This window comes from Clostridium sp. LS3 (assembly GCF_055330225.1).
Map to the genome: position 1 here is coordinate 2,015,334 of NZ_CM143921.1, position 24,990 is coordinate 2,040,323.

Genomic DNA, 24,990 nt, shown 5'->3' on the forward strand with positions numbered 1-24,990 from the left:
ATAAATAATTTTAGTAATAGATTCCATAATTATTATTTTAAATATTTATAAAAATCCCCTTCTTTATTTAAAAGCATATCAATATTGCTAAAAGGTATCTTGAATGTAATAAATCCAGCAGAATAAGGTCCTATTTCATATGGAGGATAGTAAATATATAAATTGTTTTCGTCTATATAAAAATCTTGATTTTCTGTTATACCTTTAAATGCATCCTTAAATACATATTCATAATTAGGATCTTTTTTTATCATTTCATCTATTATTTTATTTAATTCATCTTTCCAATTTGAACTTACTTTAAATAAATCTTCTAATTTATAAAAATTACCTGTAATTAAATTTATAGTAGGTGTTTTCCTTGTAGGCATTCCATGAGCTGCACCTAATGGATAATAGTATCCAACTAAATCTAGTGTTAATATATTATTTTTATAGAATAGAATAGTAAAATTTCCATAGTAATCATAAGTTAATACATCTTCACTAGTTATAATTATATTTTCTACTTTTTTATCTTCATCATAAGGTCTAAATAAAGACATCTCTTTTAATTTTAAGTTTATGTTCTCTTCTACCTCTTTACTTTTCAATCCAGTTACACTAGGTATATATATTAAATAATTAATATTAGGTTTATATTTATTAATAAAAATTGAGTAATCTTTACTTAATTTAATTTCTTTATTTGGTTCATATACTATATTTTTATTTTTATCTAAATAATATGGTGAATAATCTATATCTGCATATATTAAATCTCCCTTTAGTCTTAATTCTCCACTACCTTCAACTATTGGTAAGTCCTTAACTACTACCCCATTTTTATCTATAAAAAATGTTTTTTTCTCATCTGATGAATAGGATAAACCATTAAAAAAACTGCCTACTTCTCTATATATAAATTTTGTTAAAAGTGTTCCACTTGTATCTGCAATAGCATAAATGCTTCTAGTTACGAGTTTATCTTTTCCTATTGGCAAGCCTAATGCTAATTTTTCTTCTCCTAAGTATTTGATGTCATTATATATTTCACCATAAATAGGTTTACCTAATTTATCAATAACTCCAAATGTCCCATTTGCTTTAAATTCTAAACTAACTATAGCTGCTCCATCATTAAATTTATCAGCATATGCATATTTAGGTGATATAACTATTTCACCATCTTTATTTATATATCCATAAGGTCCACCTAGAAGTCTGGAAAATGTCATTAAGCCTTCCCCATATGGGCCAACGTACTGATAATTGTAAGTGTTAACCACATTTCCATTTAAATCTATTAAAGCGAATTCTTCATCCTTAACTTTCACTATGGCAAATCCATCATTAAAATCAGAAGCTTCCATATACTTATATTCGACTATCTCATTCCCATCTAAATCTATATATCCGTATTTATAATTGTTATCAATTTTTTTCTCTATTACAGCACGTCCATTATTATAATTTCCTATATAGTCGTACTTTGCTTCTGTTATTTTATATCCTTTTTCATCTAATACTCCCATTTTTGAATTTTGTACATAAACTGCTCTATTTTCTTTATAAGGATTTATACTTTCATATTTCTCAGTAGATATATAATTTCCTTTTGTATCAATTAGCCTAAAAATACTATCCTCTGAAACTATTGCTACCCCATAATTATTAAAATCGTATGCGCTATTGAATTTAAATGGAATTATAATATTTTTATCTTTATTTATATATCCATATCTCTTACCATTTATAGTATTAGTAAGAGCTGGATACAAGTAAAAGTCCCTATTTTTAATATTTTTCTTTTTATTTTCTTTTTTATGTTTTTTTCTTTTCATATAGCCTCTCAAAAATTTATTAATAATAGCTATTATATTTATATATTTATGTATTAGACACACTATTTTAAATAATACCTCTATAATAGAAATAGGAGATAAGAATAATTATCTCCTATTTCTATTATAAAGATTTAAATAAATCTTTTCTCTTTATAAATTTTCCAAATCCTTTTTTTCCTATAAACTTATTATCTTTGGCTATAATTTCACCTCTTAATATAGTGTATATAGGATATCCTTTTACTTTAATTCCTTCATAAGCCGTATAATCAACATTTGAATGTAAATCGCTATTTGTTATGATTTTTTCTATATTAGGATCAATTATAACTATATCTCCGTCTGCTCCTACTTGTATTGATCCCTTTTTAGGATACAATCCAAATACTTTAGCTGGATTTGTACAGCATACTTCAACAAATTTATTTATAGTGATTTTTCCTTTCATTACTCCCTCTGAAAAAATTAAAGGCATTCTTTCTTCTATTCCTGGAGCTCCATTTGGACATTTTGTAAAATCATCTTTTCCAAGTTGTTTATCCTTGCTAAATGAAAATGGACAATGATCTGTTGCTATAGTTTGTATATACGCATCATTAATACCTCTCCATAAAGAGTTTATATCATCTTCTTTCCTTAATGGAGGACTCATAATGTATTTTAACCCTTCATTATTTTCTAAATCGTATTTGCTATTTTCTAAAACTAGATATTGAGGACATGTCTCAGCATATATATTCTGCCCTCTATCTCTTGCCATTTTTATATAACTTAACCCTAAAGCTGATGATAGATGAACTATATAAAGGGGGGCATCCTGCGCAATAGATGCTAAGTTGATCATTCTATTTACAGCCTCACCTTCCGCTTCTACAGGTCTACTTAATGGATGATACTTAGGAGTCTTTAATCCATTTTTCACATAATACTCTCTTAAGAGTTTTATACTTCCATGGTTTTCACAATGAACAGTTGTAATTCCTCCAAGGTCTTTAAGTCTGTTTAATACCTTTAAAACTTCTTCATCATTAACCATATAATCATATGTTAAATAAACTTTAAAACTTGGTATCCCTTCTTCGTTAACTATCTCTTCCATTTCATTAAGTATTTCTTCATTTACATGCTGTATAACTCCATGAAAACTGTAATCTATTACTGCATTTTTATTAGCATATCCATGATATACATCAACTTGATGCTTTAAATTACATCCCTTTGGTCCAAAACCCATATGATCAATTATGGTAGTTGTCCCTCCACAAGCTGCTGCTACTGTTCCAGTGTAAAAATCATCATTAGCAATAGCAATTCCTACATCTAAATTTAAATGAGTATGAACATCTACCCCGCCTGGTAAAACATACTTGCCTTTAGCATCTATTATTTCTTCACTAAATCTATTTATATTTATTCCAATTTCTTTTATAATACCATCCTCAATATATATATCTCCTATATATGTATCACTAGCTGTCACAATTGTCCCGTTTTTTATTAGTAATGACATTGGATTCACTTCTCTTTCTTACATGAATTTATAATATACAATACCGCTTACATTACTTATTATATATTAGCAATGAATATGCCAAATGATATTTGGTTATACTGACTAAATTTCTAGTCTAATTTAATATCATTTTGAGAATTAATTATTATTTTGATAAGAAATAAAGCTTTAGCAATATAAAATATCATTAAAGCTTTATTGTAAATAATTAATATTTTTATCTTAATATTGATTGTGCCATTCTTCTATAAGTATGTCTAACTCCCCTTATTGTAACTGAAAGTGCCATTATGTTTTCAGGTAATGCTATTCCAAAAGTTCCACAATCTCCAATATGTTGAATATCAGCTCCCGCCATCTTAGAGTTTAAAGCTATTTGTTCTATTATGCTTTTACTTGAACCTTCTTGTGAAGTTCCTATTGTAGTCATTGCAAGAGCTTCATTTTCATGAATAAGAGTTATTATTTTCTTTGCTAAATCTAAATCATACCCTGGAACAGTTCCTGGTGCTGGAATTAATATAACATCTGCACCACAATCTATAAACCTTTTTATAGCATTTTCATCATATATATTCCCACTACCAGCTCCATGCATTTTTCCCGCTATTATTAAAGTACTATCCCCTAATATTTCCTTAGCAAGCTTTATTCCTTCACAAATAGTATTTTCATTAACACCTGTATTTGGATTTCCAGTTATAACTATATAATCAAATCCATATTCCTTAACTTTTTCAAGATTTTCTTTATTTAATCTATATCCTCTTTCATAAGTACTTCCTTCTGGTACAGGTTCTAAATTTACGCCTATCATTCTACCAACAAGCTTTCTTACATTCTTTATATAATCTTTGTTAGTTAAATTATACTTAATTTTATCTCCTATTTTAGTAGCTAAGTTATCAATACTTAAAAGTAAATTAGCTCCACCATCAATTCCAAAAATAAATGGTTTTTCAAAGTTAAATGTATTTAATGTTATCATATCGGCTCCAAAACTTGCAGCAAGTTCTAAATTAGATACTTCTCTTATATATGGAGTATAACTAATAATAGTTTCTGACATAACAGTTCTACCCTCTGAGTTCTTTATTATATCCTTAAGCGTATTTTTATTTAGCCCTTCAATGTCACTTGTTGTTAATTCAAATATTCTTTTCATCAATCTACCCTCCTAATAATTCCCATATATTCTATTATACAGTATTTTGTTTTTAAATAAAAACATTAATCAAAAGGAACATTAATTCTATCTAAATACTATTTAGCAATATGGAGAAAATACATATTATATGCTATCCTAATAAATATAAGGGGGTAAAAAATAATGAAAAAACTAATTTTCTTTTTAACTTTATTATTTTCATTAACAATTCCTGTTATTGTATATGCAGACAATAAATATTATTCAATTGATAATTTATTGGTAAATGCAGAGATACAAAGCAATGGAGATATTTTAGTAAATGATGAATTTACTTATACTTTTAATGGAGATTTTAATGGTATTTATTTGAACTTAAATTTAAATGGTTCTAAAGGATATTCAATTTACAATGTAACAATAGAAGATAATGATGGATTATATAATTTAGAAAACAAAGATGATAAATCAAATAATAGCTATGAAATTATAAATACTGGTGATAAAGTTCAAGTAAAAATTTATTCTAAAAGTAGCAATGAAAAAAAGAAATTTAAAATTCAGTATTTAGTAAACTCTGCTGCTGTAAAGTATGAAGATTTTAGTTCATTAAACTGGAGCTTTTACACTGCCTCAAAAGAACATCCAGTTAATGATATTGAACTAAATATAAATTTAAATTCAGCTAATTTTAATGCTAATAATCTGTATTATACAGTTTATGGTGATGGTAGCTTTATTACGGAAACTACAGAAAATAAAATTAAAATTAATGGAGAAAACTTAACTTCTGATTTAGGTATTGATTTAAGATTTCAACCAGAATTTCTTACAACACCATCAGTAGACAAACATAGTAATACAAATATTATAGACAACAATATGAATAAACATGTAGCAAAAAATTCTTCTAATATGTTAGTACCTATACTAATTCCATCTTCATTAATTTTATTAATAGTTTTAACTTTCTATCTTTCAAGCAAACGCTCAAAAAAGATCTTCAATGAAGCTTTAAATGAATATAGATCAAATTTTGTTTTTATAGAAGAGAATGTATTAACTTCTCCTCCTTCTAATTTAAGTCCTACTTTAGTTGCATATTTATATGATAAGAATAATATTCAATGGTCTATAGTTCCTTCTACACTTATGTACCTTGCAAATAAAGGTTTTTATGAGTTAAGCAGTGATCTATCAGATGAAAATGAACTTGTTAATGTTAAGTTTAAAAGAATAAAGGATAGTTCAAAATGTGAATATTCGCATTTAAAGGTTTTAATGGATTGGTTTAAGACGTATGAAGATAGTAATAATGAATTTTCATTAAACTCTATAAAAACAAAAATTGATGTCAGTAAAAATATAGCTAAAAACTTTCATAACTCCTATTGGGACTTTATAAACGAAATTAGATTAAATGGAAGATCTAACAATTATTATATAAATATTAAAGATAAAGAAGTATTGACTAACGATGCTTATAACGAATATCTTAAGTGGTTTGCTTATAAAAAATATTTATTGTCGCTAATAAATAGTAAAAATATATCTAATATAAAAGAATCAATTATATATGCTTCTGCATTAGGAATAAGTTATTATGATTTGGAGATAGATCCAAAAGACATTAAGGAAAACTCTCTTTTTGATAATAATTTTAATACTTCTTTTTATAGTTATTATATGACTAATGCATTTTTATTTAATGAAATACACAATTCAACAAATAATAATTACAACAATAATTCAAACTTTAATAATAGCATGGATTTTAGTAACAATAGTTTTAATGATTTTTCATCTGGAGGAGGTTTCTCTGGTGGTGGTGGCGGAGATTCTGGTGCTTTTTAATATCAATCAAGGAGGTCTATTTTATTAGACTTCCTTTTATATTTTAAATTTTTGTTAGTAAATTCTTAAATAAATCTTAAAAGCCTTCTATTTTTGTAGTTTCTTTAATAATATTAAAGTAAAGTAATATTATATTTTAAAAAGGAGTTTTATTATGAAAAAAAATATACTAAAGCTAATTACAGCTTGTACTGTTGCTCTTTCTTTATTTAGTTTTACTGTACAAGCTCAAAATAAGGAAAGAGTAACTTTTGGTATTGACTTAACAGATGCTCAGGAAGCTCAAATGTTAAAAGAGTTTGGAGTTTCAGAAAATCAAGTTAGTATAGATAGAATAACTAATGATGATATAATCAAACAATTAGGTCTAGATGCTAATGATAAATCAAATTATCAAGGAGGATGCTACTCTTCTTCTTACGTTAAACTTACTAATAATGGTGGAATACAAGTAAAATCTAATAATTTAACTGAAGTAACATCCCTTATGCTTTCAAATGCTCTAGTTACATCTGGAGTAACTAATGCTGAAATTAAAGCAAGTTCACCATTTCCTGTTACAGGAACCTCTGCTTTATCAGGAATATTAAAGGGTTTTGAAAGTGCTAAAGGTGAAGAGTTATCATTAAAAAATAAAAAGACAGCACAAGAAGAAATAGAAACTACTTCAGAGCTTGGAGAAGAAATTGGATATGACGAAGCTGCTAAAGTTATAAATGATGTAAAAACAAAAGTTATAAAAGAAGCACCAAAAAACAGTGAAGAAATTTCTAAAATAGTTGATAATGTTACAAAGAATTATACAGTTCAAATATCAGATGAACAAAAAGAAGAAATAAAAGCTTTAATGGTTAATATAAATGACTTAGATATAGATTATGATAATGTTAAAGATACTTTGAAAAATATAGGTAATCAGATATCAGACGCACTTAAAAAGTCTGGCAAGGATATTCAAGATAGTGGATTCTTTCAAGGTCTTTTTGATGCAATAGGTAACTTTTTTTCTGAAATTTTTGGTTGGATAGAAAACTTAATCAGTAAATAAAAAACTCCCTTTGTGGAGTTTTTTATTTTATTACATCTTCATATGTAAAGTCTAAAGCTTTCCCTGAATTCTATAAAGAAAATTACACCTAGTGTATAATAGTAAGTTATACTTATATTATAAATGAAGCTTATATATTCAGATTCCTTATACTAGGTCAGCTAGCTGAAATCTGATAACTTTACTTAATTCATCTAAACTTAGTTCCACTTGATATCCTATTTTACCAGCACTAAAAATAAATGTTTCAAGCTCCTCAACAGATACATCAATTGTAGTAACGAAAGATTTCTTCATTCCAATAGGTGAACATCCTCCATGAATGTATCCTGTTAATGGTAATAATTCTTTTGATTTTATCATTTCAATAGATTTCTCACCAACACTTTTGGCTGCTTTTTTTAAATTTAATTCTTTTTCTACTGGTATTACAAAAACATAGTAATTCTTTGATTTTCCAACTGTTACAAGTGTTTTAAAGACCTGCTTAGGATCTTGTCCTAATGCATTAGCAACTTCCAATCCACTTATAGCATCAGTGTCTACATAACAATAACTATTATAATTACTTTTCTTTTTATCTAAAATTCTCATTACATTTGTTTTTTCATCCATATCGTATCCCTCCAAATAATATAATTATATCACTTTATATAAATATTACTATTTAAAGCATACCATAAAATAATTTAATAAAAAGATTATCATTTATTGAAATTCAGGAACCACTTTTTTATGATTCATCTATTATTTTTATACTTCTATTTCATAAAAATAGAGTAAAGATAATACTTTACTCTATTCCTTTATATATTATATAATCAAACTAGCTGGTATATAAAATTTAATTTATGTGTTTTAGCGGACCATTAATTAATTAATTTCTATACTGGCTATTTTTATATTTAAAATCATATACTCACCTTTATTACGTAATTCTCTATTTTATTAATCAATTTAAGAACATTTTTAATGATTAAACAATTTCCCTTTTAAATATTACTGAACCTTCATCTGACTTTGGAATCCAGCCTACACCTTCATGAGGCTTTGTTAATCCCCCTACTAATTCCCATCCTGCTTCTCCATAATTGTTAAGCTCTTTTTGTAATTCTTCTGAATCACCTAATCCTTTTATGGAGTTTATTTCAATAACTTTGTATTCCCACTTCATAAATCATATGACCTCCTTTCTATTATTAATATTAATACATAAAATATTATTCTACTTTTCAATAGGAAACCACTTTCTTGTTTTGTTTGCAATTTTAACTAAAGTTAACATTACCGGAACTTCAACTAAAACCCCAACTACCGTTGCAAGTGCAGCTCCTGATTGTAAGCCAAAAAGTGAAATTGCTACTGCTACTGCGAGTTCAAAGAAATTACTTGCTCCTATCATTCCTGCTGGTGCTGCAATACTATGAGGTAACTTCCAAAGTTTTGCCCAAACATATGCAAATCCGAAAATTAAAAAAGTTTGAATTGTAAGCGGAATTGCAATTAATAATATGTGAATTGGATTGTTTAATATAGTATCCCCTTGGAATGAAAATATTATTATTAAAGTTAAAAGTAATCCTACTATAGTTACATTATCAAACTTTTTTAAAAATATACTTTCAAAATAGTCCTTCCCCTTGCTTTTAATTACTAAAGTTCTTGTACCAAAACCTAGTACTAAAGGAATTACAACAAATAATACAGTTGATACTATTAGAGTTTCAAATGGTATCGATACATCACTTACACCTAGTAAAAATGCTACTATAGGTGCAAAAGCTACTAAAATAATTAAGTCATTTACTGCTACTTGAACTAGAGTATAAGCTGGATCTCCTTTAGTTAAGTGACTCCATACAAATACCATAGCTGTACAAGGTGCTGCTCCTAATAAAACTGCTCCTGATAAGTACTCCTTAGCTAACTCAGGTGCAATAATTCCCTTAAATACTACAAATAAGAAAAATGCTCCTATTGCATACATTGTAAATGGCTTTATTAACCAATTTGTCACGCAAGTCACAATAAGTCCTTTTGGCTTTTTTGTAGCATTTAAAATACTTGAGAAATCTATTTTTAACATCATTGGATATATCATAAGCCATATCAAAATAGCTACTGGTATTGATACATTGTAATATTCAAACTTGTTTAATGTTTCAGGAATAATAGGTAAAAATTGACCAACTAATATTCCTACAACTATGCAAGCAGCAACCCATAATGTTAGGTACTTTTCGAAGACTCCCAGTCCCTTTCCTTTATTTTCTTCTCCCATAATTACCTCCTATATTTCATTATCTTTAAATCTTCTTGCTAAATCTTTTACTTTTTCCTCTATAATTTTTGCGACTTTAATAAATTCTTTATCACTCTTACCAGTAGGATCTTCTAATCCCCAATCTTCAACATGGCTAGCTGATATAACAGGACATACAACATTACATCCCATTTTTATAACAATATCCACATCTGGTATATCAGTAAGTAATTTAGATTTTTGAGTTTCATTCATATCTAATTTATATAAATCTTTTATTATTCTTACTGCATCTTGATTAATTTCAGGTTTAGTTTCAGTTCCAGCTGAATAACTTTCAAAAACCTCGCTTCCATATAGTTTACCTAATGCTTCTGCCATTTGTGATCTACATGAATTATGAACACATATAAATGCTACCTTCTTTTTCATCTTTAATATCTCCTTCTATTTAATTATTTCTAACAATTTGTCTCCTTTTACTTCTTCTGCTTTCCATTCTATTACTGCAAAGTTTCCATTTGATATTTCATCTACTTTGTTAATCCACTTTATTTCATTGCTAGCTTTAGCTTTTAATATATCATTACTTGTATTAGTTGCATAAAGGCTTGAGTTTATAACCCACCAATTACTATTTATACCTGCTCTGTTTAAATCTTTCTGTAATCTCATAGCCTCATAAACAGGAGTTGTTTCAGCTAAAGTTACAATTATAACTTCTGTATCTTTTTCATTTCTTAGTTTAGGTAAAAGCTTTTTAACTGATTCTGGTATATCCCCTTCTGATCTTTGAATCTCTCTATGATAGCTTTGTGTTGAATCTAGAAGTAATAAGGTATGACCAGTAGGTGCAGTATCTATAACTACAACTTCATTTTCTGACTTTTCAACTATCTCAGCAAAGGCTCTAAAAACTGCAATTTCTTGAGTACAAGGTGATCTTAAATCTTCTTCAATATACTCAATATCAGCGTCACTCATTGTTTCTCTTGCTTTACTTAAAACTTCTTCCTTATACTTTTCTAGTTCTTCTTTTTCATCAATACTACTCAAAGTTATTCCATAACCTTCATCTATAACAAAGTTTAAATGAGCTGCTGGATCTGTTGTCGTTAAGTGAACCTTCTTCCCCTTTTTAGCTAATCCAATTGCTATAGCTGCTGCAATAGTTGTTTTACCTACTCCGCCTTTTCCCATTGTAAAAATAACTTTTTTATTAGTATTGAATAAATTATCTATAACATTATTTAATCTTGGAATAGATGTTGCATTTACTAAATCTGTGCTTACCTTAATATTATTATCTTTCAATAATGATCTTACGTTTTTAAGCCCTGTTATATTATAAGGTCTTAATGGTATTTCATAAGTTATAAGATTTTTTAATCCTTTTGGAATTTCTTCTAATGCACTTTTTTGTTTATTATATAAAGAGGTAGATAAAGAGTCATCATAATTTTGTAAAACTCCATTTATAACTAATATTTGATTTTTAACACCAATATCTTTAAGTTCATTTGATGCTCTTTCGGCTTCTTTTAATGGTGATGGTTCTGGTCTTGAGACTAGAATAAGTGTAGTCTTCTTGTCATCAGCTAAATTAGAAACTGCATTTTTATAAACTTCTTTTTTACTTTCAAGTCCTGATAATTGTCCTAAACATGATGCTCCATGAGTATTTTCACTTATAAAATTGCTCCAAGCTGATGGTAACTGAAGCATTCTTAATGTATGGCCAGTTGGAGCAGTATCAAAAATTATATGATCAAACTCATTAGCTGCTTTTTCATCAGTAATAAATGAAGAAAACTCATTAAAAGCAGCAATTTCTACAATACAAGAACCCGAAAGTTGTTCTTCCATATTATTTAACACAGCTTCTGGTAATTTTCCTCTATATGGCGCTATAACACTTTCTTTATATTCTTCTGCTGCTACTTCAGGATCAAAATTAGCAACTACTAGATTAGGAACATCCTTTATTTGAACTCCTTTATTATTTAACTTTGTATTAAAAACATCTTGAAGATTAGATGCTGGATCTGTACTAATCAACATTATCTTCTTACCTTCATCAGCTAAAGATACTGCTGTTGCACAAGCTGTTGAAGTCTTACCTACTCCACCTTTTCCAGTGAAGAATAAATATTTAGTTAAGTTTATCTCTTTTATATCAAATGCTTTGTACACCTATATCACTCCTTTTAAATTTAACAGCATCCACCTTTACAACAGCAATTGTTAGTTTTTTTAGATTCTGCTTTTAATAGCTCCGCAGATATTCCTAATAGAGTATAAAATTCATCGTTAGTAGGATAACTACCTACTTTTACAATCTCACCATCAACCATTGTTACTGGAAGCACATCAACTCCCTTTTTCATTAAAACTTCATTTATTGTTTTGTTATCAACAAATATTTGAGGATTATTTGTTAAGTTATACCTCTCAACTAATATTCCCTTACTGTTTAAGTTATTTATTATTGTAGAAACCCTTAAAAGTTCTGGATTTACAGATGGTCCACAAACTCCTGTGGAACAACACATTGCTGGATCAAAGATAATCATTTTTTTCATAATAATACACACTCCTTTAAATTTTTAATCATTTTTACATACGCATTCCTTTTGCTTACAAATACATTCTTCTGTATCAGTAACTATATTCATTAAATTTAATATTAATCTGTTAGCATTAGTGGTATGTAATTTATAATAATTCCATATTCCTTCTTTCCTCGATAATACTAACCCACATTCAGTTAAAACTTTTATATGATGAGATAATGTAGGTTGAGTGAAATTAAAGTTTTCTAGTAAATCACAAGCACATTTTTCACCACAAGATAAAATATCTAGTATTTTTAATCTATTAGGATCTCCTAGTGCTTTAAAAATTTTTGCATTTACTTCATAATTATTATTCATACTAATCCTCCTTATATAGATAACCTTCTATATATCAATATAGAAGATTATCTATATATTGTCAATATATAGCTTGTTATTACTTATATTATAAAACATTATATTGATATATATCTATATGATATGATCTAACATTGACTTTGTTACTATTATATAGTAAAAAATTTTAATAACTTAAAATTTATTGTTAAGATTAATAAAATATTATTTTTTATTACTAATATCAAATCTAGATGAAAAGCAGAAATAATAACAAAATTTCTTTTTTAAATATGCTATTGTCATCGCCATTTTATCTCGAAATTCATCTCTGAATCCTTTATTAAATTGTAATTTCATACTATTATTTCTATTTATCATTGCGATTTTTTTGTTTAAATTTGTATATAATGTAAAATAATTTACTATCTTAGTAATTTTATGGTAAAATATTACTATAAATAAAATATGTTAATTAAAAATACATATTACATTTTTAATATTTTAAATTCTACTATGGTTTTAACTCTTTAGATATATAAACAAGTTTTTTATTTCTTGTTTTTATATAATTGACTAACTCAAAAGGAGATTGAGATTTATGAAACTACAAAAAGAATTACCAGAAATTTTCGAGACCTTTGGAGAAATAAGAAGAAACTCATTTCTTACAGCCAAAGAACTTAAAGAAAAAGATATTCCTTTAATCGGTGTATTTTGCACATACTTTCCTCAAGAAATAGCTTTAGCTATGGGAGCTTCAACAGTTTCACTATGTGCTTCTTCTGATGAAACCATCCCAGATGCTGAACAGGATTTACCTCGTAATCTATGCCCATTGATTAAATCTAGCTATGGTTTTGGAAAGACAGATAAATGTCCATTTTTCTATTTTTCAGATTTAGTTGTTGGAGAAACTACTTGTGATGGAAAAAAGAAAATGTATGAATATCTTTCAGAGTTTAAACCTGTTCATGTTATGGAATTACCAAACTCTCAAAGTGAAGATGGCCTTAAACTTTGGAAAAATGAAATTATAAGATTGAAAGATACCTTAGAAAATCAATTTAAAACAACTATTAGTGAAGAAAACATAAGAAAAGCTATAAAAATAAAAAATAATGAAAGAAAAGCTCTTAAGGAGTTTTATGAATTAGGAAAGTTAGATCCTGTACCTTTAAAGGGACAAGATATATTTAAAGTTTTAAATGGGACAACCTTCTCTTTTGATAAAGAAGCTATTCCAAATCAATTATATGGTTTAATAGAAAAAATTAAATCTGAATATGATAGCAATGAAAAATATGAATCTAAACCTAGAATACTAATTACTGGTTGCCCTTTAGGAGCTGCAACTGAAAAAGTTATAAAAGCTATTGAAGATAATGGTGCATATGTTGTAGCTTTTGAAAATTGTACTGGAGCTAAAGCTGTTGAGGACCTAGTTGATGAAGAAAATCCTGATGTTTATGATGCACTAGCTCGTAAATATTTATCTATTGGATGTTCTTGCATGACTCCTAATCCAAATCGCATAAAGCTTCTTGACAGGATGATTGAAGATTATAAAGTTGATGCTGTTGTAGATGTTATTTTAACAGCTTGCCATACTTATAATATTGAGACACTTTCTATAAAGAGGTTCACAAATAACGAAAAGAAAATTCCATATATGAGTGTTGAAACTGATTTTTCTACTAGTGATATTGGTCAATTGAATACAAGAATGGCTGCCTTTATAGAAATGCTTTAATTTCATAAAGAGGTTATTAATGAATATATATACATTAGGAATAGATTCAGGATCAACATATACAAAGGGAGTTTTATTTGACGGAGATAATATAGTCGCTAAGTATAAAATAAGAACTTCAGCAAAGCCTAAAGACAGCATTTATAAAGTTTATAATGAATTATACTCAAGTAATGTTAAATATGTCATAACTACAGGTTATGGTAGAGATTTGTTATCTGAAGCTGACAAAAAAGTCACTGAAATAACATGCCATGCTAGAGGAGCTGCCTTTTTAAATAGTACAACTAGATCTGTTATAGATTTAGGTGGGCAGGATTGTAAAGCTATACAACTAGATAATTCTTTAAATATAGTGGACTTTATAATGAATGACAAGTGTGCTGCAGGAACTGGTAGGTTTATTGAGGTTATGATGAGAATTCTTGAAGAAAATATAAACAACATAGATTCCTTTATAAAAGGAAAGAATAAAGTTAACATTTCTAGTATGTGTACTGTTTTTGCTGAAAGTGAAATTATTAGCCTTCTTTCAAAAGATGTTGATAGAGGAGATATCGCATTGGGGATACTTCACTCCATTGCACAAAGAACTGCTAATTTCTCTAGAAAGCTAAATTTGCAAGAAAATATCTTTTTTACTGGTGGACTTGCAAATTCAAAAGCCTTTAAAGAAATTTTAAAAGGGTACTTAAATAAAAATGTTATAACTCACCCATTAAGTCAGTATGCAGGGGCAATTGGTGCTGCAGTTATAGGATATAATAAATATATTAAGCTGATGTAAACAATAAAAAAAGATATTATTTCGTATCTAGCGATGCGAAATAATATCTTTTTTATTTTTATGAGTTTACTACTTCTCCTCCATTAACATGAATAGTTTCTCCTGTTATATATGATGCTCCATTGCATGCCAAAAAGACATAACTTTCTGCTAATTCCACTGGTTGTGCAGCTCTTTTCATCGGTGTTTTACTGCCAAAATTTGAAACTTCATTTATACCGAAAGAAGATGGAATAAGAGGTGTCCATACTGGACCTGGTGCAACTGCATTTACTCTAATTCCTTTATCTGCTAAGTTTAATGCTAATGATCTTGTAAATGTTGTTAAAGCACCTTTAGTCATTGAGTAATCTATTAAAGTCTTATGTCCATGATAAGCAGTAACTGACGTAGTATTAATAATGCAATCTCCAGCCTTTAAGTGATTTAAAACTTCTTTTGTTATATAAAAAGCTCCAAATACATTTGTTTTAAATGTTCTTTCAAGCTGATCTTTAGTAATTTCATTTAAAGTATTACATACATGTTGCTCTGCTGAATTATTAACTAATATATTAATAGTATTAAATTTGCTTATTACAGAATTTACAGCTGATATGCAGAAAGCTTCATCTCCTATATCACCCTTTATCAATAGACATTCTCCATTACTATCTTCAATTAATTTTTTTGTTTCGTTTGCATCATTATCTTCATTTAAATAAATTATAGCTATTTTTGCACCTTCTGTAGCATAAGCTAATGCCACAGCTCTTCCTATTCCACTATCTCCACCTGTTATTATTGCTACTTTATCTTTTAATCTATTAGATCCTGTACTATATCCCTCTGCTTTGTATATTGGTTTAGGATTCATATTTCCTTCTATTCCAGGTTGAACAATTTGATGTTGAGGAGGAAACTCCTTAGGAAAATTATTATTCATTTGACTTCTCCTTAGTATTAAAATTATTATTTTCAGCCTTAGCATTATCTACACTTTCTAAAAAGTTAGTTTTATTAACTATATTTTCTTCGAAATTTTCAACAGCATTTTTAGTAAAGTTACCAACTTTATGCATATTTCCATAAGTTTTTTCCATATTAATTACTCCTTTCAGTGAATATATATCTATATTTTTTGTTATTTAATATAAAATATACTTTTTATTAAATTTAAAATCTTCATATATTTATTAAGCAGTGATATAATATTTTTATAATTTCCTAAAGAATAAAAAATACTAGAGGTGGAAACGTATGCATTTAAAAGAAATTGAGAAGGCTAAAGAAAATATCAAAGACGTAATTAATAAGACTCCAATTTTATACAGTCCAATTTTCTCAAAAATTTCAAATTGTTCTGTTTATATGAAATGTGAAAACTTACAAATTACAGGAGCTTACAAAATAAGAGGAGCCCTTAATAAAATACGTTCATTAAATGAAGATGAAAAAAATAAAGGAGTTGTATGCTCATCTGCTGGAAACCATGCTCAAGGTGTAGCCTATGCTGCTAAACTTTTAGGTGTTAACTCTACTATAGTTATGCCAGAAACTACTCCTTACTTAAAAGTTCAATCTACAAGAGATTTAGGTGGTAAAGTTGTACTCCATGGTTCTTGCTATGATGATGCTTTTATAAAAGCTAAAAGTATTGAAGAAAACAATAATTCAGTATTTATTCATCCTTTTAATGATATGAAAGTAATATACGGTCAAGGAACTATAGCTTTAGAAATACTGGAAGAAATTAAAGATGTTGATATAATATTATGTCCTATTGGTGGAGGTGGATTAATAAGTGGTATATCATTAGCTGCAAAAGAAATTAATCCATCAATAAAAGTAATAGGCGTTCAAGCTGAAGGTGCAAATGCAATGGAATTAAGCTTTAAAAGCGGCTCTCTAATTTCATTAAATTCAGTTAATACAATTGCAGATGGAATAGCAGTTAAAAGTCCTGGAGATTTAACTTATAACATAATAAAAGAATATGTTGATGATATTATTACAGTTTCAGATCAGGACATAGCAGAGGCTTTTTTAATATTGTGCGAAAGGCATAAATTATTGGCTGAAGCTTCTGGTGCCGCTTCTCTTGCTGCACTAAAAAAACTTAATATTGAAAATAAAAAAGTAGTCTCTATAATTAGTGGTGGAAATATAGATATGCTAACTATTTCATCTTTAATTAATGATGGATTAGTTGAAAGAGGAAGGTTATTTTGCTTTTCAGTAGAGCTTCCAGATACTCCAGGTCAATTAGTTGAGATATCTAGAATACTTTCTGAATTAAATGCAAATGTTGTTCAACTTGAACATAATCACTTTAAAGCTCTAAATAGAATAAAAAATGTATTAGTAGAAGTTACTGTTGAAACTAATGGATTTGAACATATAAATTTAATTAAAGAATACTTTACAAATATGGGTTTTAAAATAAATCAAATGTATTAAGGCATCTTCAAAAAATAAAAATAACTTAGATACTTAAATTGGTACTCTAAGTTATTTTTATTTTATTCGCTAATTAAATTTATTGCTAAATAGGAAAAAACATTTACTGTATTTCCTAATATATCCTCATCAAAATTAAACTTAGGACTATGAAGTGGATAAATTATATTTTTAGATATATTTCTAGTTCCAACGTATATAAATAATGATGGCACCCTTGAACTAATATAGCAAAAATCCTCACCTGTCATTGATCCATGCTTTAAAATATTAACTTTATAATTTGTTTTATTTAATATTTCATTAGCTTTATAAATTAAATTTTCATCATTTATAACTGCTTTAATTGGTTTTAAAGATGTCAATTTATACTTTGCTCCTTGACTTAACGTTATTCCTTCTGTTAAATCTTCTAATAATTTAGTCATCTCTATAACCTTATCATAACTTTCTGCTCTAATTGTTCCTTCCATTAAAACTTTATCTGGGATTACATTATAAGCTCCTTCCCCTATAAACTTACCTATAGTTAAAACTGCATTACTAAATGGTGATGTATGTCTACTTATTATTTGCTGACTAGTCATATAAATTTGATTTGCTATTGCTATTGGATCAATAGTTTTATGCGGCTCTGCTCCATGTCCACCTTTTCCTTCTATTTCTAAAATGAACTTGTTAGCTGCAGCCATTGCACTTCCATTTACAATTCCATATTCTCCTGAATTTAACTCTGGCCATATATGACCTGCAATTGCGAAATCTACTTTTGGCGGTAAATTTAATATATCTATAGTTTTTAGTAATTCCTCTGCTCCACCAACTTCTTCTTCTGCTGGTTGAAATAATATTTTTATATTACCACTTATTTTATCTTTTAACTTATTTAATACATATGCAACTCCTAACATCCATGTTACATGACCATCATGTCCACAAGCATGCATGACTCCTCTTTTTAATGACTTATAATCACAATTATTCATTTCTTCAATTGGCAATGCATCCATATCAGCTCTTAAAAGTATAGTTTTCCCAGGATTTTTTCCTCTTATTATTGCTAAAATAGTGGTTTTATAAATATTATTACTAATTTCCTCTATTCCAAACTCTCTTAATTTTTCATATATATATTTACTAGTTTCATATTCCTTTAAAGATAATTCAGGATTAGAATGTAGTTTCCTTCTAATATTAATCAATTCTTCTTTTATTTCATCTACGATATTTTTTATTTCTTCTTGCATTAATACACCTCCCTCAAATTAAATATAATTATATAATATACATTCTATATATAAATGATAATTATTGACAATATAAAAAATAATACCCAATATTTCAATAATATTAGGCATTATTTTTTATATTATTTTTTATTTTTATTAATTCTCTTGTATAGTCTTGCATTGTGAATTATGTCCATAAAATCATCTGCCATTTCTAGCAATAAATTACCTTTAATCTTCCTTCTTTTAGAATTCTTTTGAAATCTTTTTGTAAGTTTATTCATTTGTAATACCTCCTAAGATTATACTATACATTCTATAGCTTTCCCTTAAGATAAAAATTTATTATAAATTAATTACATTATTGCATTAATTATAGAATTTATAAAATCTTCTTTTTTTGAATTTAAGTAATTTCCATAAAAGTCATTACAATTTTCTATATTTAACTCATTTAATTTTGATAGTATAAAAGCGTCTATATCATTAGAATATCTAGTTTCTATTTCACTTTTAATAGCCCTAAATGACTCAATGCCACCATCTTTTTTATATTTTCTAGTAAGAGAATCTAAATAAGTATTATATTCTTTTATTTTATATACTATTTTTTCAATATATTTCTTCTTATTTTTTATATAATTTTTTTCATATTCTAATTTTATTTTAAGAAGTTCTGAAATAGAATACTTTCTTTCTAAAACTTCTATTGAAGCATATTCATCTTGAAAAGAACTTTGTAATATAAAAAGTGCTAATTCATTATCATTTTTTATATTTGCTAATAATTCATTTCCTCCAACTATTTCAATAGCTTTTCTAAGTTGTTTTATTTTTTCTTCTAAAGTTTTATTATCAATAGTTAACATACCTTCTCCTTAAATTAAATACTTCTCCTTTGTAATCCATTAATTATTATATAACCTAGAAACTCCATTGTCTATGTATTATTAAATTAAGAATATAATTTCCTAAAGAGTAAAAATCACTATAATATATTGATATAATTTATATCTAAATTATATGTTACATCTTTTCTCTCTACTATAACCTTTATTTTTTCTCTTATTTCTTTATCATTCATAACCTTATCTAAAAGTTCTTTTGTTGGGTTTATTGCATAAGGGATACCAACTGACTTAAACATCGTGATATCACCAGATGTATCTCCATATGCATAACTTTTGCTTAAATCTATATTATATTTTTGTTGTAATTCATTTATAGAACTTAGTTTACTTTCGTGGTCCCACATAGGTATAACTTCTCCACTATACTTATTATTTTCATCTAACTTGTATATTGTTCCTTTATAATCGTCCATATTATATTTCATAGACATTTCCCTAACTAACTCACTAGGTGACCCTGATATGGCAATTACTATGTGCCCTTGCTCTTTATGCCATTTAATTCTCTCTCTACTAAATGTATATACTCTATCACCTTTTTGTTCTATTACTTTTTTAGCAATATAATCAATATGATATTTATCTATTCCTTTTATTGCTTCTAAATACACATCAACCATTTTTAATAAGTATGTATCATAATCCCCTTGTCTTTTATCCCACTTTATATATGCTGGTCTTACATCTTTATACCACTTGTTTTCACTAACTAATTCATATTTTATTATTTTTTTAAATACTTCAGTAATTAGTCCCTCTCTATATATTGTTCCATCAATATCAAAAAATGCTGCTACGTTTTTCATGAAACCCCTCCATTTTATTTTTATATCTATTATATCGTATTTTTTCTAAATTTCCATAATTATTGGTATTATTGTTGGTCTTCTTTTTGTTTTATCATATATATATCTTTCTAAAGACTTTTTGACATTAGTTTTTATTAAATACCATTCTAAAATATTCTTATCTAAACAATTTTGAAGTTCTTCAGTAGCTATTTCCTTTAACTCATGTATTAGTTCTTCTGATTCTTTCACATATACAAAGCCTCTAGTTATTATATCAGGCCCTGCAATTATACTATAGCTTTCTCTTTCTATTGTAACAACTATATTTACTAATCCATCTTGTGCTAAATGTTTTCTGTCTCTTAAAACTAATGTTCCTACATCTCCAATACCTAAGCCATCAACTAAAACAACTCCGCTATCAACTTTACCTGATATCGTAGCACAATCATTATTTATCTCTAACACTTCTCCACGTTCAACTATAAAGACATCTTTTGAGTCCATTCCAAGTCTTAAAGCTAAATCCTTATGGTGTTTTAAATGCCTATACTCTCCATGAACAGGCATAAAGTATTTTGGTTTTACTAATCTATGCATAAGTTTAAGTTCTTCACTATATGCATGACCTGAAACATGAACCTCTTCTAAATCTTCATATATGACATTTGCTCCTTTTTTAAATAACTGATTTATAACCTTAGATATTAATTTATCATTACCAGGTATTGGGGCAGCAGAAATAATAAATAAATCATCTTTCTCTATCTTTATTTTTCTATGATTTTCAAAAGCTATTCGCGCTAAAGCTGCCATAGGCTCCCCTTGGCTTCCTGTAGTAATAATAGTTATATTTTCATTAGAATAATTCTTTATATCATCAATTTCTATCAACATATCCTCTGGAATATGAAGATATCCAAGTTCCACTGCAAGCTTTGAAATACTTTCCATACTTCTTCCTGAAAATGCAACTCTTCTGTTATTATCCAAAGAAGCATTTATAATTTGTTGCATTCTATGAATATTAGATGCAAATGTTGCTACAATTATCCTTCCCTTTGCTCCTGTAAAAATTCTTTTAAATGTATTACCTATTGATTTTTCTGACATCGTATGTCCAGATCTTTCTACATTAGTACTATCAGCCAATAATAGGATAACACCTTCTTTTCCTATAGTAGAAATTCTATCAATATCTATAACTTTATTATCTATAGGAGTTAAATCGATTTTAAAGTCACCAGTGTGAAATATTACTCCAATTGGAGTTCTTATTGCTAAACAGCATGATTCAGCAATACTGTGTGTACTTTGAATAAATTCAACGCTTACTTTTTCTAAATGAATTGTTTGGCCTGGATCAACACTTATTAAGTTACTTTTTTCTAGTAAGTCATGCTCTATAAGTTTATTTTTAATAATTGCAAGTGCTATTTTTGTTCCATATATAGGCATATTAAATTGCTTTAATATATATGGAATAGCGCCAATATGATCCTCATGTCCATGAGTAATAAAAATACCCTTAACCTTTTCTTTATTTTGCATTAAATAACTTATATCAGGTATGATTAAATCAACTCCGTACATTTCTTCATCTGGAAAACCAATACCACAGTCTACTACTATTATTTCATCTTCAACCTCAATTACTGTAATATTTTTTCCTATTTCTCCAACTCCACCTAAAGGAATAATCTTAACAGATAAATCTTCACTCATTTTAAAAAACCTCCTATTCTAATTAAGAATAGTATTTCCAAAATATTAATTTTAAATTATAGTATAAGATTAAATTTTAATAACTTATATGCTATAAATAATTTATCTACAGATTTCAAAAATATAATTTCCTATAGAGTAAAAAAACTATCTTTAGAATAATCTAAAGATAGTTTAAATTAGTATTAATTATTATAATATAGATTTTCACTTTGATATTCAGGATCACAAGTTATATCTATTCCAAGTCTTCTAAATGTTTGTTCATCATTCGTAGGTATTATTGTTGTCGAGTGTGCTTGACATCCTTTTAGCATAGTTAATTTTTCAAGTGCAACTTGAGCTGTTGGATTAGTTGCTGCACATATACTTAAAGCTATTAATATTTCCTCGCAATTTAAAACTGTATTTTTTATTCCTAAAGTTTTTAATTTTAGATTTTTAATAGGTTCTAATATAACAGGAGATAATAAATGCATATCATCTGATATATTTGCAAGATATTTAATAGAATTTAAAATAACTGCTGCAGAAGCATCCATTACATCTGAACTTTTTCCTGTAACAATTTTTCCATCTTCTAATTCTAAAGCAACTGATGAATATCCTTCACTTTTCTTTTTTAAACTTCTTTGTTTTAATAAATATTCTCTAGCTGGTATTACTACACTTCTATCAGTTTCCTTTAAATTTAGTTCTTCCATTATTAATTTTGATCTATCAGAAGTTTCTTTATCTACATAACCTTTTTTATATTCACAAACAGTTTTAAAATATCTTCTTATTATTTCTTGTCTTGATGCTTCTTTAACAACTTCATCATCTACTATTCCATAACCTACTCTATTTACTCCCATATCAGTAGGTGATTTATAAATTGATTCTTCTCCAGTAATTTTTTCAATTATTCTTTTAAGTACAGGGAAGCTCTCTATATCCCTGTTATAATTTACAGCTACTTTATTATAGGCATCAAAATGAAATGAATCTATCATATTTACATCTTTTAAATCTACAGTTGCAGCTTCATAAGCTATATTTAGTGGGTGCTTTAGTGGAACGTTCCAAACAGGGAATGTTTCAAATTTAGAATATCCTGCAACATTTCCTCTTTTATGTTCATGATATAATTGACTTAAACATGTTGCAAGCTTCCCACTTCCTGGTCCTGGCGCAGTAACAACTACTATAGGCTTAGTAGTTTCTATGTACGGATTTTTTCCATATCCTTCATCACTTACTATAGTGTCAACATCTGTTGGATAACCTTTGGTAGCTTCATGCTTATATACTTTTATTCCTCTACGTTCTAATTTATTTATAAAAACAGTTGTAGCCGGTTGTCCATCATATCTTGTTATAACAACACTATTTACATCTAACTCATAAGTTCTTAAGTCATCTATTAATCTTAGAACTTCTAAATCATATGTAATACCAAAGTCTCCTCTTATTTTGTTTCTCTCTATATCTCCTGCATAAACACAAATTACTACTTCAACCTTTTCTTTTAACTTTTGAAGAAGCTTTATCTTAGCATTCTCATCAAATCCAGGTAAAACTCTTTTTGCATGTAAATCGAACATAAGTTTTCCACCGAATTCTAAGTATAGTTTATCATAGTTATTTACTCTTTCTAAAATATACTTAGATTGTTCTTCTAAATATTTCTTATGGTCAAATCCTACTTTCATCCTATTGCCTCTTTTCTTTATTTTCTTTATGTTTTTCATTAAGTATTAATTATACATCAAAAATTTTTTTCTTTCTATATTAAATTATATAAAAAACATATGCATATTTTTATTCATATGCATATGCTTATAGGTAATATCATTATTATTTTTCCTTTTATATTACATTCAGGTTTTTTAGGAAGAATTATATTATTTTCTTTTAATACTTCTAAATATGGATCAATAGAATCTATTATTTGTTGATAGTACTCTTCTTGCGCTGATTTTCTTAATAAACTTATACATTTATCATTATCTTCCTTTATCATCATGACCTTCCCAAATACTTTACAAGAACAATGCACTAAATCAAACATATGGGAGTGATTACTTAAAAAGTTATTTTCATTTATTGTAAGTATTAAAGATGCACTATCATTTTGAATTAACAAATCATGAGCTCCATTTGCTGTTATAGATTTTCTTAGCCCTTCTAAAAGTTTACAAATTATACCGAAATTTAAATTTTTTAATTCTTTTTTTTCTAAAAAAGTATTTAAAAAATCTACTCCATAACAGTTAATACTATCAAGTAAAGTATCTATATATATTGGCATGGAAGTTTCTTGAACACACCCATTTATTTGTATATAATCTCCCTCTTTAATTTCACCATTTACTATGGACCTGGATCCAAATTTTTTCACATCTTTACTCTTATGCATTTTATTCAATAAATCATTATGCAGTGTAAATACAGTACTTATCTTCTTTACTTCTTGCTCACTTCTATCAAAATCTCTTCCTTCAAATCCTAGGCTTCGATCTCTTGCATTTTCATAATTATCTTCACAAGTTTTATGTTTACTTTTATATCCTAATATTTTATCTTTTTGATACCTAAACTCTGAACCATTGGACTCTCTATCACCTATTCTAACATTTCCTCCAAATGTTCTATCTTTAATTCTCCTAAAAGTTCTTATATCAATATATCCATTTAATGTTAGTGAATTCAAATTTTTTATTAGTGCTTCATCTAAATATACTAGTAAGTCTAACATTAGCGTCCTCCTAAAGCAATTATATACTTTTACACCATATTATATTAGACTA

At 27.3% G+C, this 24,990-nt stretch carries 24 protein-coding genes; 5 read left to right on the forward strand and 19 right to left on the reverse strand.

All coding sequences use genetic code 11. The features are described from left to right. Window positions 1-32 precede the first annotated feature (32 nt). The 3 genes from ACZJV1_RS09325 to ACZJV1_RS09335 form a co-directional block, all read right to left on the reverse strand. The gene (locus ACZJV1_RS09325; protein ID WP_463649934.1) at window positions 33-1,823 is read right to left on the reverse strand and encodes a WG repeat-containing protein; all 1,791 of its coding nucleotides are present in this window, start codon (window positions 1,821-1,823) and stop codon (window positions 33-35) included. Window positions 1,824-1,947: 124 nt separating this feature from the next. Then, window positions 1,948-3,336 (reverse strand): dihydropyrimidinase, encoded by a 1,389-nt coding sequence (gene hydA / locus ACZJV1_RS09330; RefSeq protein WP_463649935.1) that lies wholly within the window; start codon window positions 3,334-3,336, stop codon window positions 1,948-1,950. 220 nt (window positions 3,337-3,556) lie between these two features. Further along, complete coding sequence (locus ACZJV1_RS09335; protein ID WP_463649936.1) at window positions 3,557-4,504, reverse strand: DUF7916 family protein; 948 nt, start codon at window positions 4,502-4,504, stop codon at window positions 3,557-3,559. A gap of 165 nt (window positions 4,505-4,669) precedes the next feature. On the opposite strand from ACZJV1_RS09335, the gene ACZJV1_RS09340 reads away from it, so the two are divergent. Continuing rightward, window positions 4,670-6,340, forward strand: coding sequence for a DUF2207 domain-containing protein (locus tag ACZJV1_RS09340; protein ID WP_463649937.1), 1,671 nt, complete (start codon window positions 4,670-4,672; stop codon window positions 6,338-6,340). A gap of 154 nt (window positions 6,341-6,494) precedes the next feature. Further along, window positions 6,495-7,388 carry a DUF1002 domain-containing protein gene (locus tag ACZJV1_RS09345; protein WP_463649938.1) on the forward strand — a complete coding sequence of 298 codons (894 nt, stop codon included), beginning with the start codon at window positions 6,495-6,497 and terminating at the stop codon, window positions 7,386-7,388. A gap of 147 nt (window positions 7,389-7,535) precedes the next feature. Here ACZJV1_RS09345 and ybaK read toward each other — a convergent pair whose 3' ends face one another. The 7 genes from ybaK to ACZJV1_RS09380 all read right to left on the reverse strand — a co-directional run bounded on the left by ybaK (window position 7,536) and on the right by ACZJV1_RS09380 (window position 12,584). Beyond that, the gene (gene ybaK / locus ACZJV1_RS09350) at window positions 7,536-8,003 is read right to left on the reverse strand and encodes a Cys-tRNA(Pro) deacylase (protein ID WP_463649939.1); all 468 of its coding nucleotides are present in this window, start codon (window positions 8,001-8,003) and stop codon (window positions 7,536-7,538) included. A gap of 361 nt (window positions 8,004-8,364) precedes the next feature. Then, on the reverse strand, window positions 8,365-8,562 hold the full coding sequence (locus ACZJV1_RS09355; RefSeq protein ID WP_411167708.1) for a DUF4177 domain-containing protein: 198 nt from the start codon (window positions 8,560-8,562) through the stop codon (window positions 8,365-8,367). 51 nt (window positions 8,563-8,613) lie between these two features. Further along, window positions 8,614-9,669: an ACR3 family arsenite efflux transporter gene (arsB, locus tag ACZJV1_RS09360; protein ID WP_463649940.1), complete on the reverse strand. Its 1,056-nt coding sequence runs from the start codon at window positions 9,667-9,669 to the stop codon at window positions 8,614-8,616. Window positions 9,670-9,678: 9 nt separating this feature from the next. Continuing rightward, the gene (locus tag ACZJV1_RS09365) at window positions 9,679-10,083 is read right to left on the reverse strand and encodes an arsenate reductase ArsC (protein ID WP_463649941.1); all 405 of its coding nucleotides are present in this window, start codon (window positions 10,081-10,083) and stop codon (window positions 9,679-9,681) included. Window positions 10,084-10,098: 15 nt separating this feature from the next. Then, window positions 10,099-11,844 (reverse strand): arsenical pump-driving ATPase, encoded by a 1,746-nt coding sequence (gene arsA / locus ACZJV1_RS09370; RefSeq protein WP_463649942.1) that lies wholly within the window; start codon window positions 11,842-11,844, stop codon window positions 10,099-10,101. A 20-nt stretch (window positions 11,845-11,864) separates the two neighbouring features. Beyond that, complete coding sequence (gene arsD / locus ACZJV1_RS09375; protein ID WP_463649943.1) at window positions 11,865-12,233, reverse strand: arsenite efflux transporter metallochaperone ArsD; 369 nt, start codon at window positions 12,231-12,233, stop codon at window positions 11,865-11,867. Between the two features lie 24 nt (window positions 12,234-12,257). Further along, window positions 12,258-12,584, reverse strand: coding sequence for an ArsR/SmtB family transcription factor (locus ACZJV1_RS09380; RefSeq protein WP_411167712.1), 327 nt, complete (start codon window positions 12,582-12,584; stop codon window positions 12,258-12,260). A 580-nt stretch (window positions 12,585-13,164) separates the two neighbouring features. Between ACZJV1_RS09380 and ACZJV1_RS09385 the strand changes: the two genes are divergently transcribed. Both ACZJV1_RS09385 and ACZJV1_RS09390 read left to right on the forward strand, forming a co-directional pair. Then, complete coding sequence (locus tag ACZJV1_RS09385; RefSeq protein ID WP_463649944.1) at window positions 13,165-14,316, forward strand: double-cubane-cluster-containing anaerobic reductase; 1,152 nt, start codon at window positions 13,165-13,167, stop codon at window positions 14,314-14,316. Between the two features lie 19 nt (window positions 14,317-14,335). Further along, the gene (locus ACZJV1_RS09390) at window positions 14,336-15,103 is read left to right on the forward strand and encodes an acyl-CoA dehydratase activase (protein WP_463649945.1); all 768 of its coding nucleotides are present in this window, start codon (window positions 14,336-14,338) and stop codon (window positions 15,101-15,103) included. Between the two features lie 58 nt (window positions 15,104-15,161). On the opposite strand, the gene ACZJV1_RS09395 is transcribed toward ACZJV1_RS09390, so the two are convergent. Together ACZJV1_RS09395 and ACZJV1_RS09400 are read right to left on the reverse strand one after the other, a co-directional pair. Beyond that, the gene (locus tag ACZJV1_RS09395) at window positions 15,162-16,028 is read right to left on the reverse strand and encodes an SDR family oxidoreductase (RefSeq protein ID WP_463649946.1); all 867 of its coding nucleotides are present in this window, start codon (window positions 16,026-16,028) and stop codon (window positions 15,162-15,164) included. Then, the gene (locus ACZJV1_RS09400; RefSeq protein WP_463649947.1) at window positions 16,021-16,185 is read right to left on the reverse strand and encodes a hypothetical protein; all 165 of its coding nucleotides are present in this window, start codon (window positions 16,183-16,185) and stop codon (window positions 16,021-16,023) included. Before ACZJV1_RS09400 ends, ACZJV1_RS09395 begins: the two co-directional genes overlap by 8 nt. 157 nt (window positions 16,186-16,342) lie before the next feature. Here ACZJV1_RS09400 and ilvA point away from each other — a divergent pair, with 157 nt between their 5' ends. Next, the gene (ilvA, locus tag ACZJV1_RS09405) at window positions 16,343-17,542 is read left to right on the forward strand and encodes a threonine ammonia-lyase (RefSeq protein WP_411167717.1); all 1,200 of its coding nucleotides are present in this window, start codon (window positions 16,343-16,345) and stop codon (window positions 17,540-17,542) included. Between the two features lie 62 nt (window positions 17,543-17,604). Here the strand turns inward: ilvA and ACZJV1_RS09410 are convergent, their stop codons facing one another. The 7 genes from ACZJV1_RS09410 to ACZJV1_RS09440 all read right to left on the reverse strand — a co-directional run bounded on the left by ACZJV1_RS09410 (window position 17,605) and on the right by ACZJV1_RS09440 (window position 24,938). Beyond that, on the reverse strand, window positions 17,605-18,789 hold the full coding sequence (locus ACZJV1_RS09410; RefSeq protein WP_463649948.1) for a M20 metallopeptidase family protein: 1,185 nt from the start codon (window positions 18,787-18,789) through the stop codon (window positions 17,605-17,607). Window positions 18,790-18,911: 122 nt separating this feature from the next. Then, the gene (locus tag ACZJV1_RS09415) at window positions 18,912-19,055 is read right to left on the reverse strand and encodes a hypothetical protein (protein WP_411167719.1); all 144 of its coding nucleotides are present in this window, start codon (window positions 19,053-19,055) and stop codon (window positions 18,912-18,914) included. Window positions 19,056-19,127: 72 nt separating this feature from the next. After that, the gene (locus tag ACZJV1_RS09420) at window positions 19,128-19,640 is read right to left on the reverse strand and encodes a hypothetical protein (RefSeq protein ID WP_463649949.1); all 513 of its coding nucleotides are present in this window, start codon (window positions 19,638-19,640) and stop codon (window positions 19,128-19,130) included. A 119-nt stretch (window positions 19,641-19,759) separates the two neighbouring features. Next, the gene (locus ACZJV1_RS09425) at window positions 19,760-20,488 is read right to left on the reverse strand and encodes an HAD-IB family hydrolase (protein WP_463649950.1); all 729 of its coding nucleotides are present in this window, start codon (window positions 20,486-20,488) and stop codon (window positions 19,760-19,762) included. Window positions 20,489-20,533: 45 nt separating this feature from the next. Then, window positions 20,534-22,198 carry a ribonuclease J gene (locus ACZJV1_RS09430; RefSeq protein ID WP_411167722.1) on the reverse strand — a complete coding sequence of 555 codons (1,665 nt, stop codon included), beginning with the start codon at window positions 22,196-22,198 and terminating at the stop codon, window positions 20,534-20,536. Between the two features lie 185 nt (window positions 22,199-22,383). Further along, window positions 22,384-23,892 carry a DUF1846 domain-containing protein gene (locus ACZJV1_RS09435; protein WP_463649951.1) on the reverse strand — a complete coding sequence of 503 codons (1,509 nt, stop codon included), beginning with the start codon at window positions 23,890-23,892 and terminating at the stop codon, window positions 22,384-22,386. A gap of 113 nt (window positions 23,893-24,005) precedes the next feature. After that, complete coding sequence (locus ACZJV1_RS09440) at window positions 24,006-24,938, reverse strand: hypothetical protein (RefSeq protein ID WP_463649952.1); 933 nt, start codon at window positions 24,936-24,938, stop codon at window positions 24,006-24,008. Window positions 24,939-24,990 lie beyond the last annotated feature (52 nt).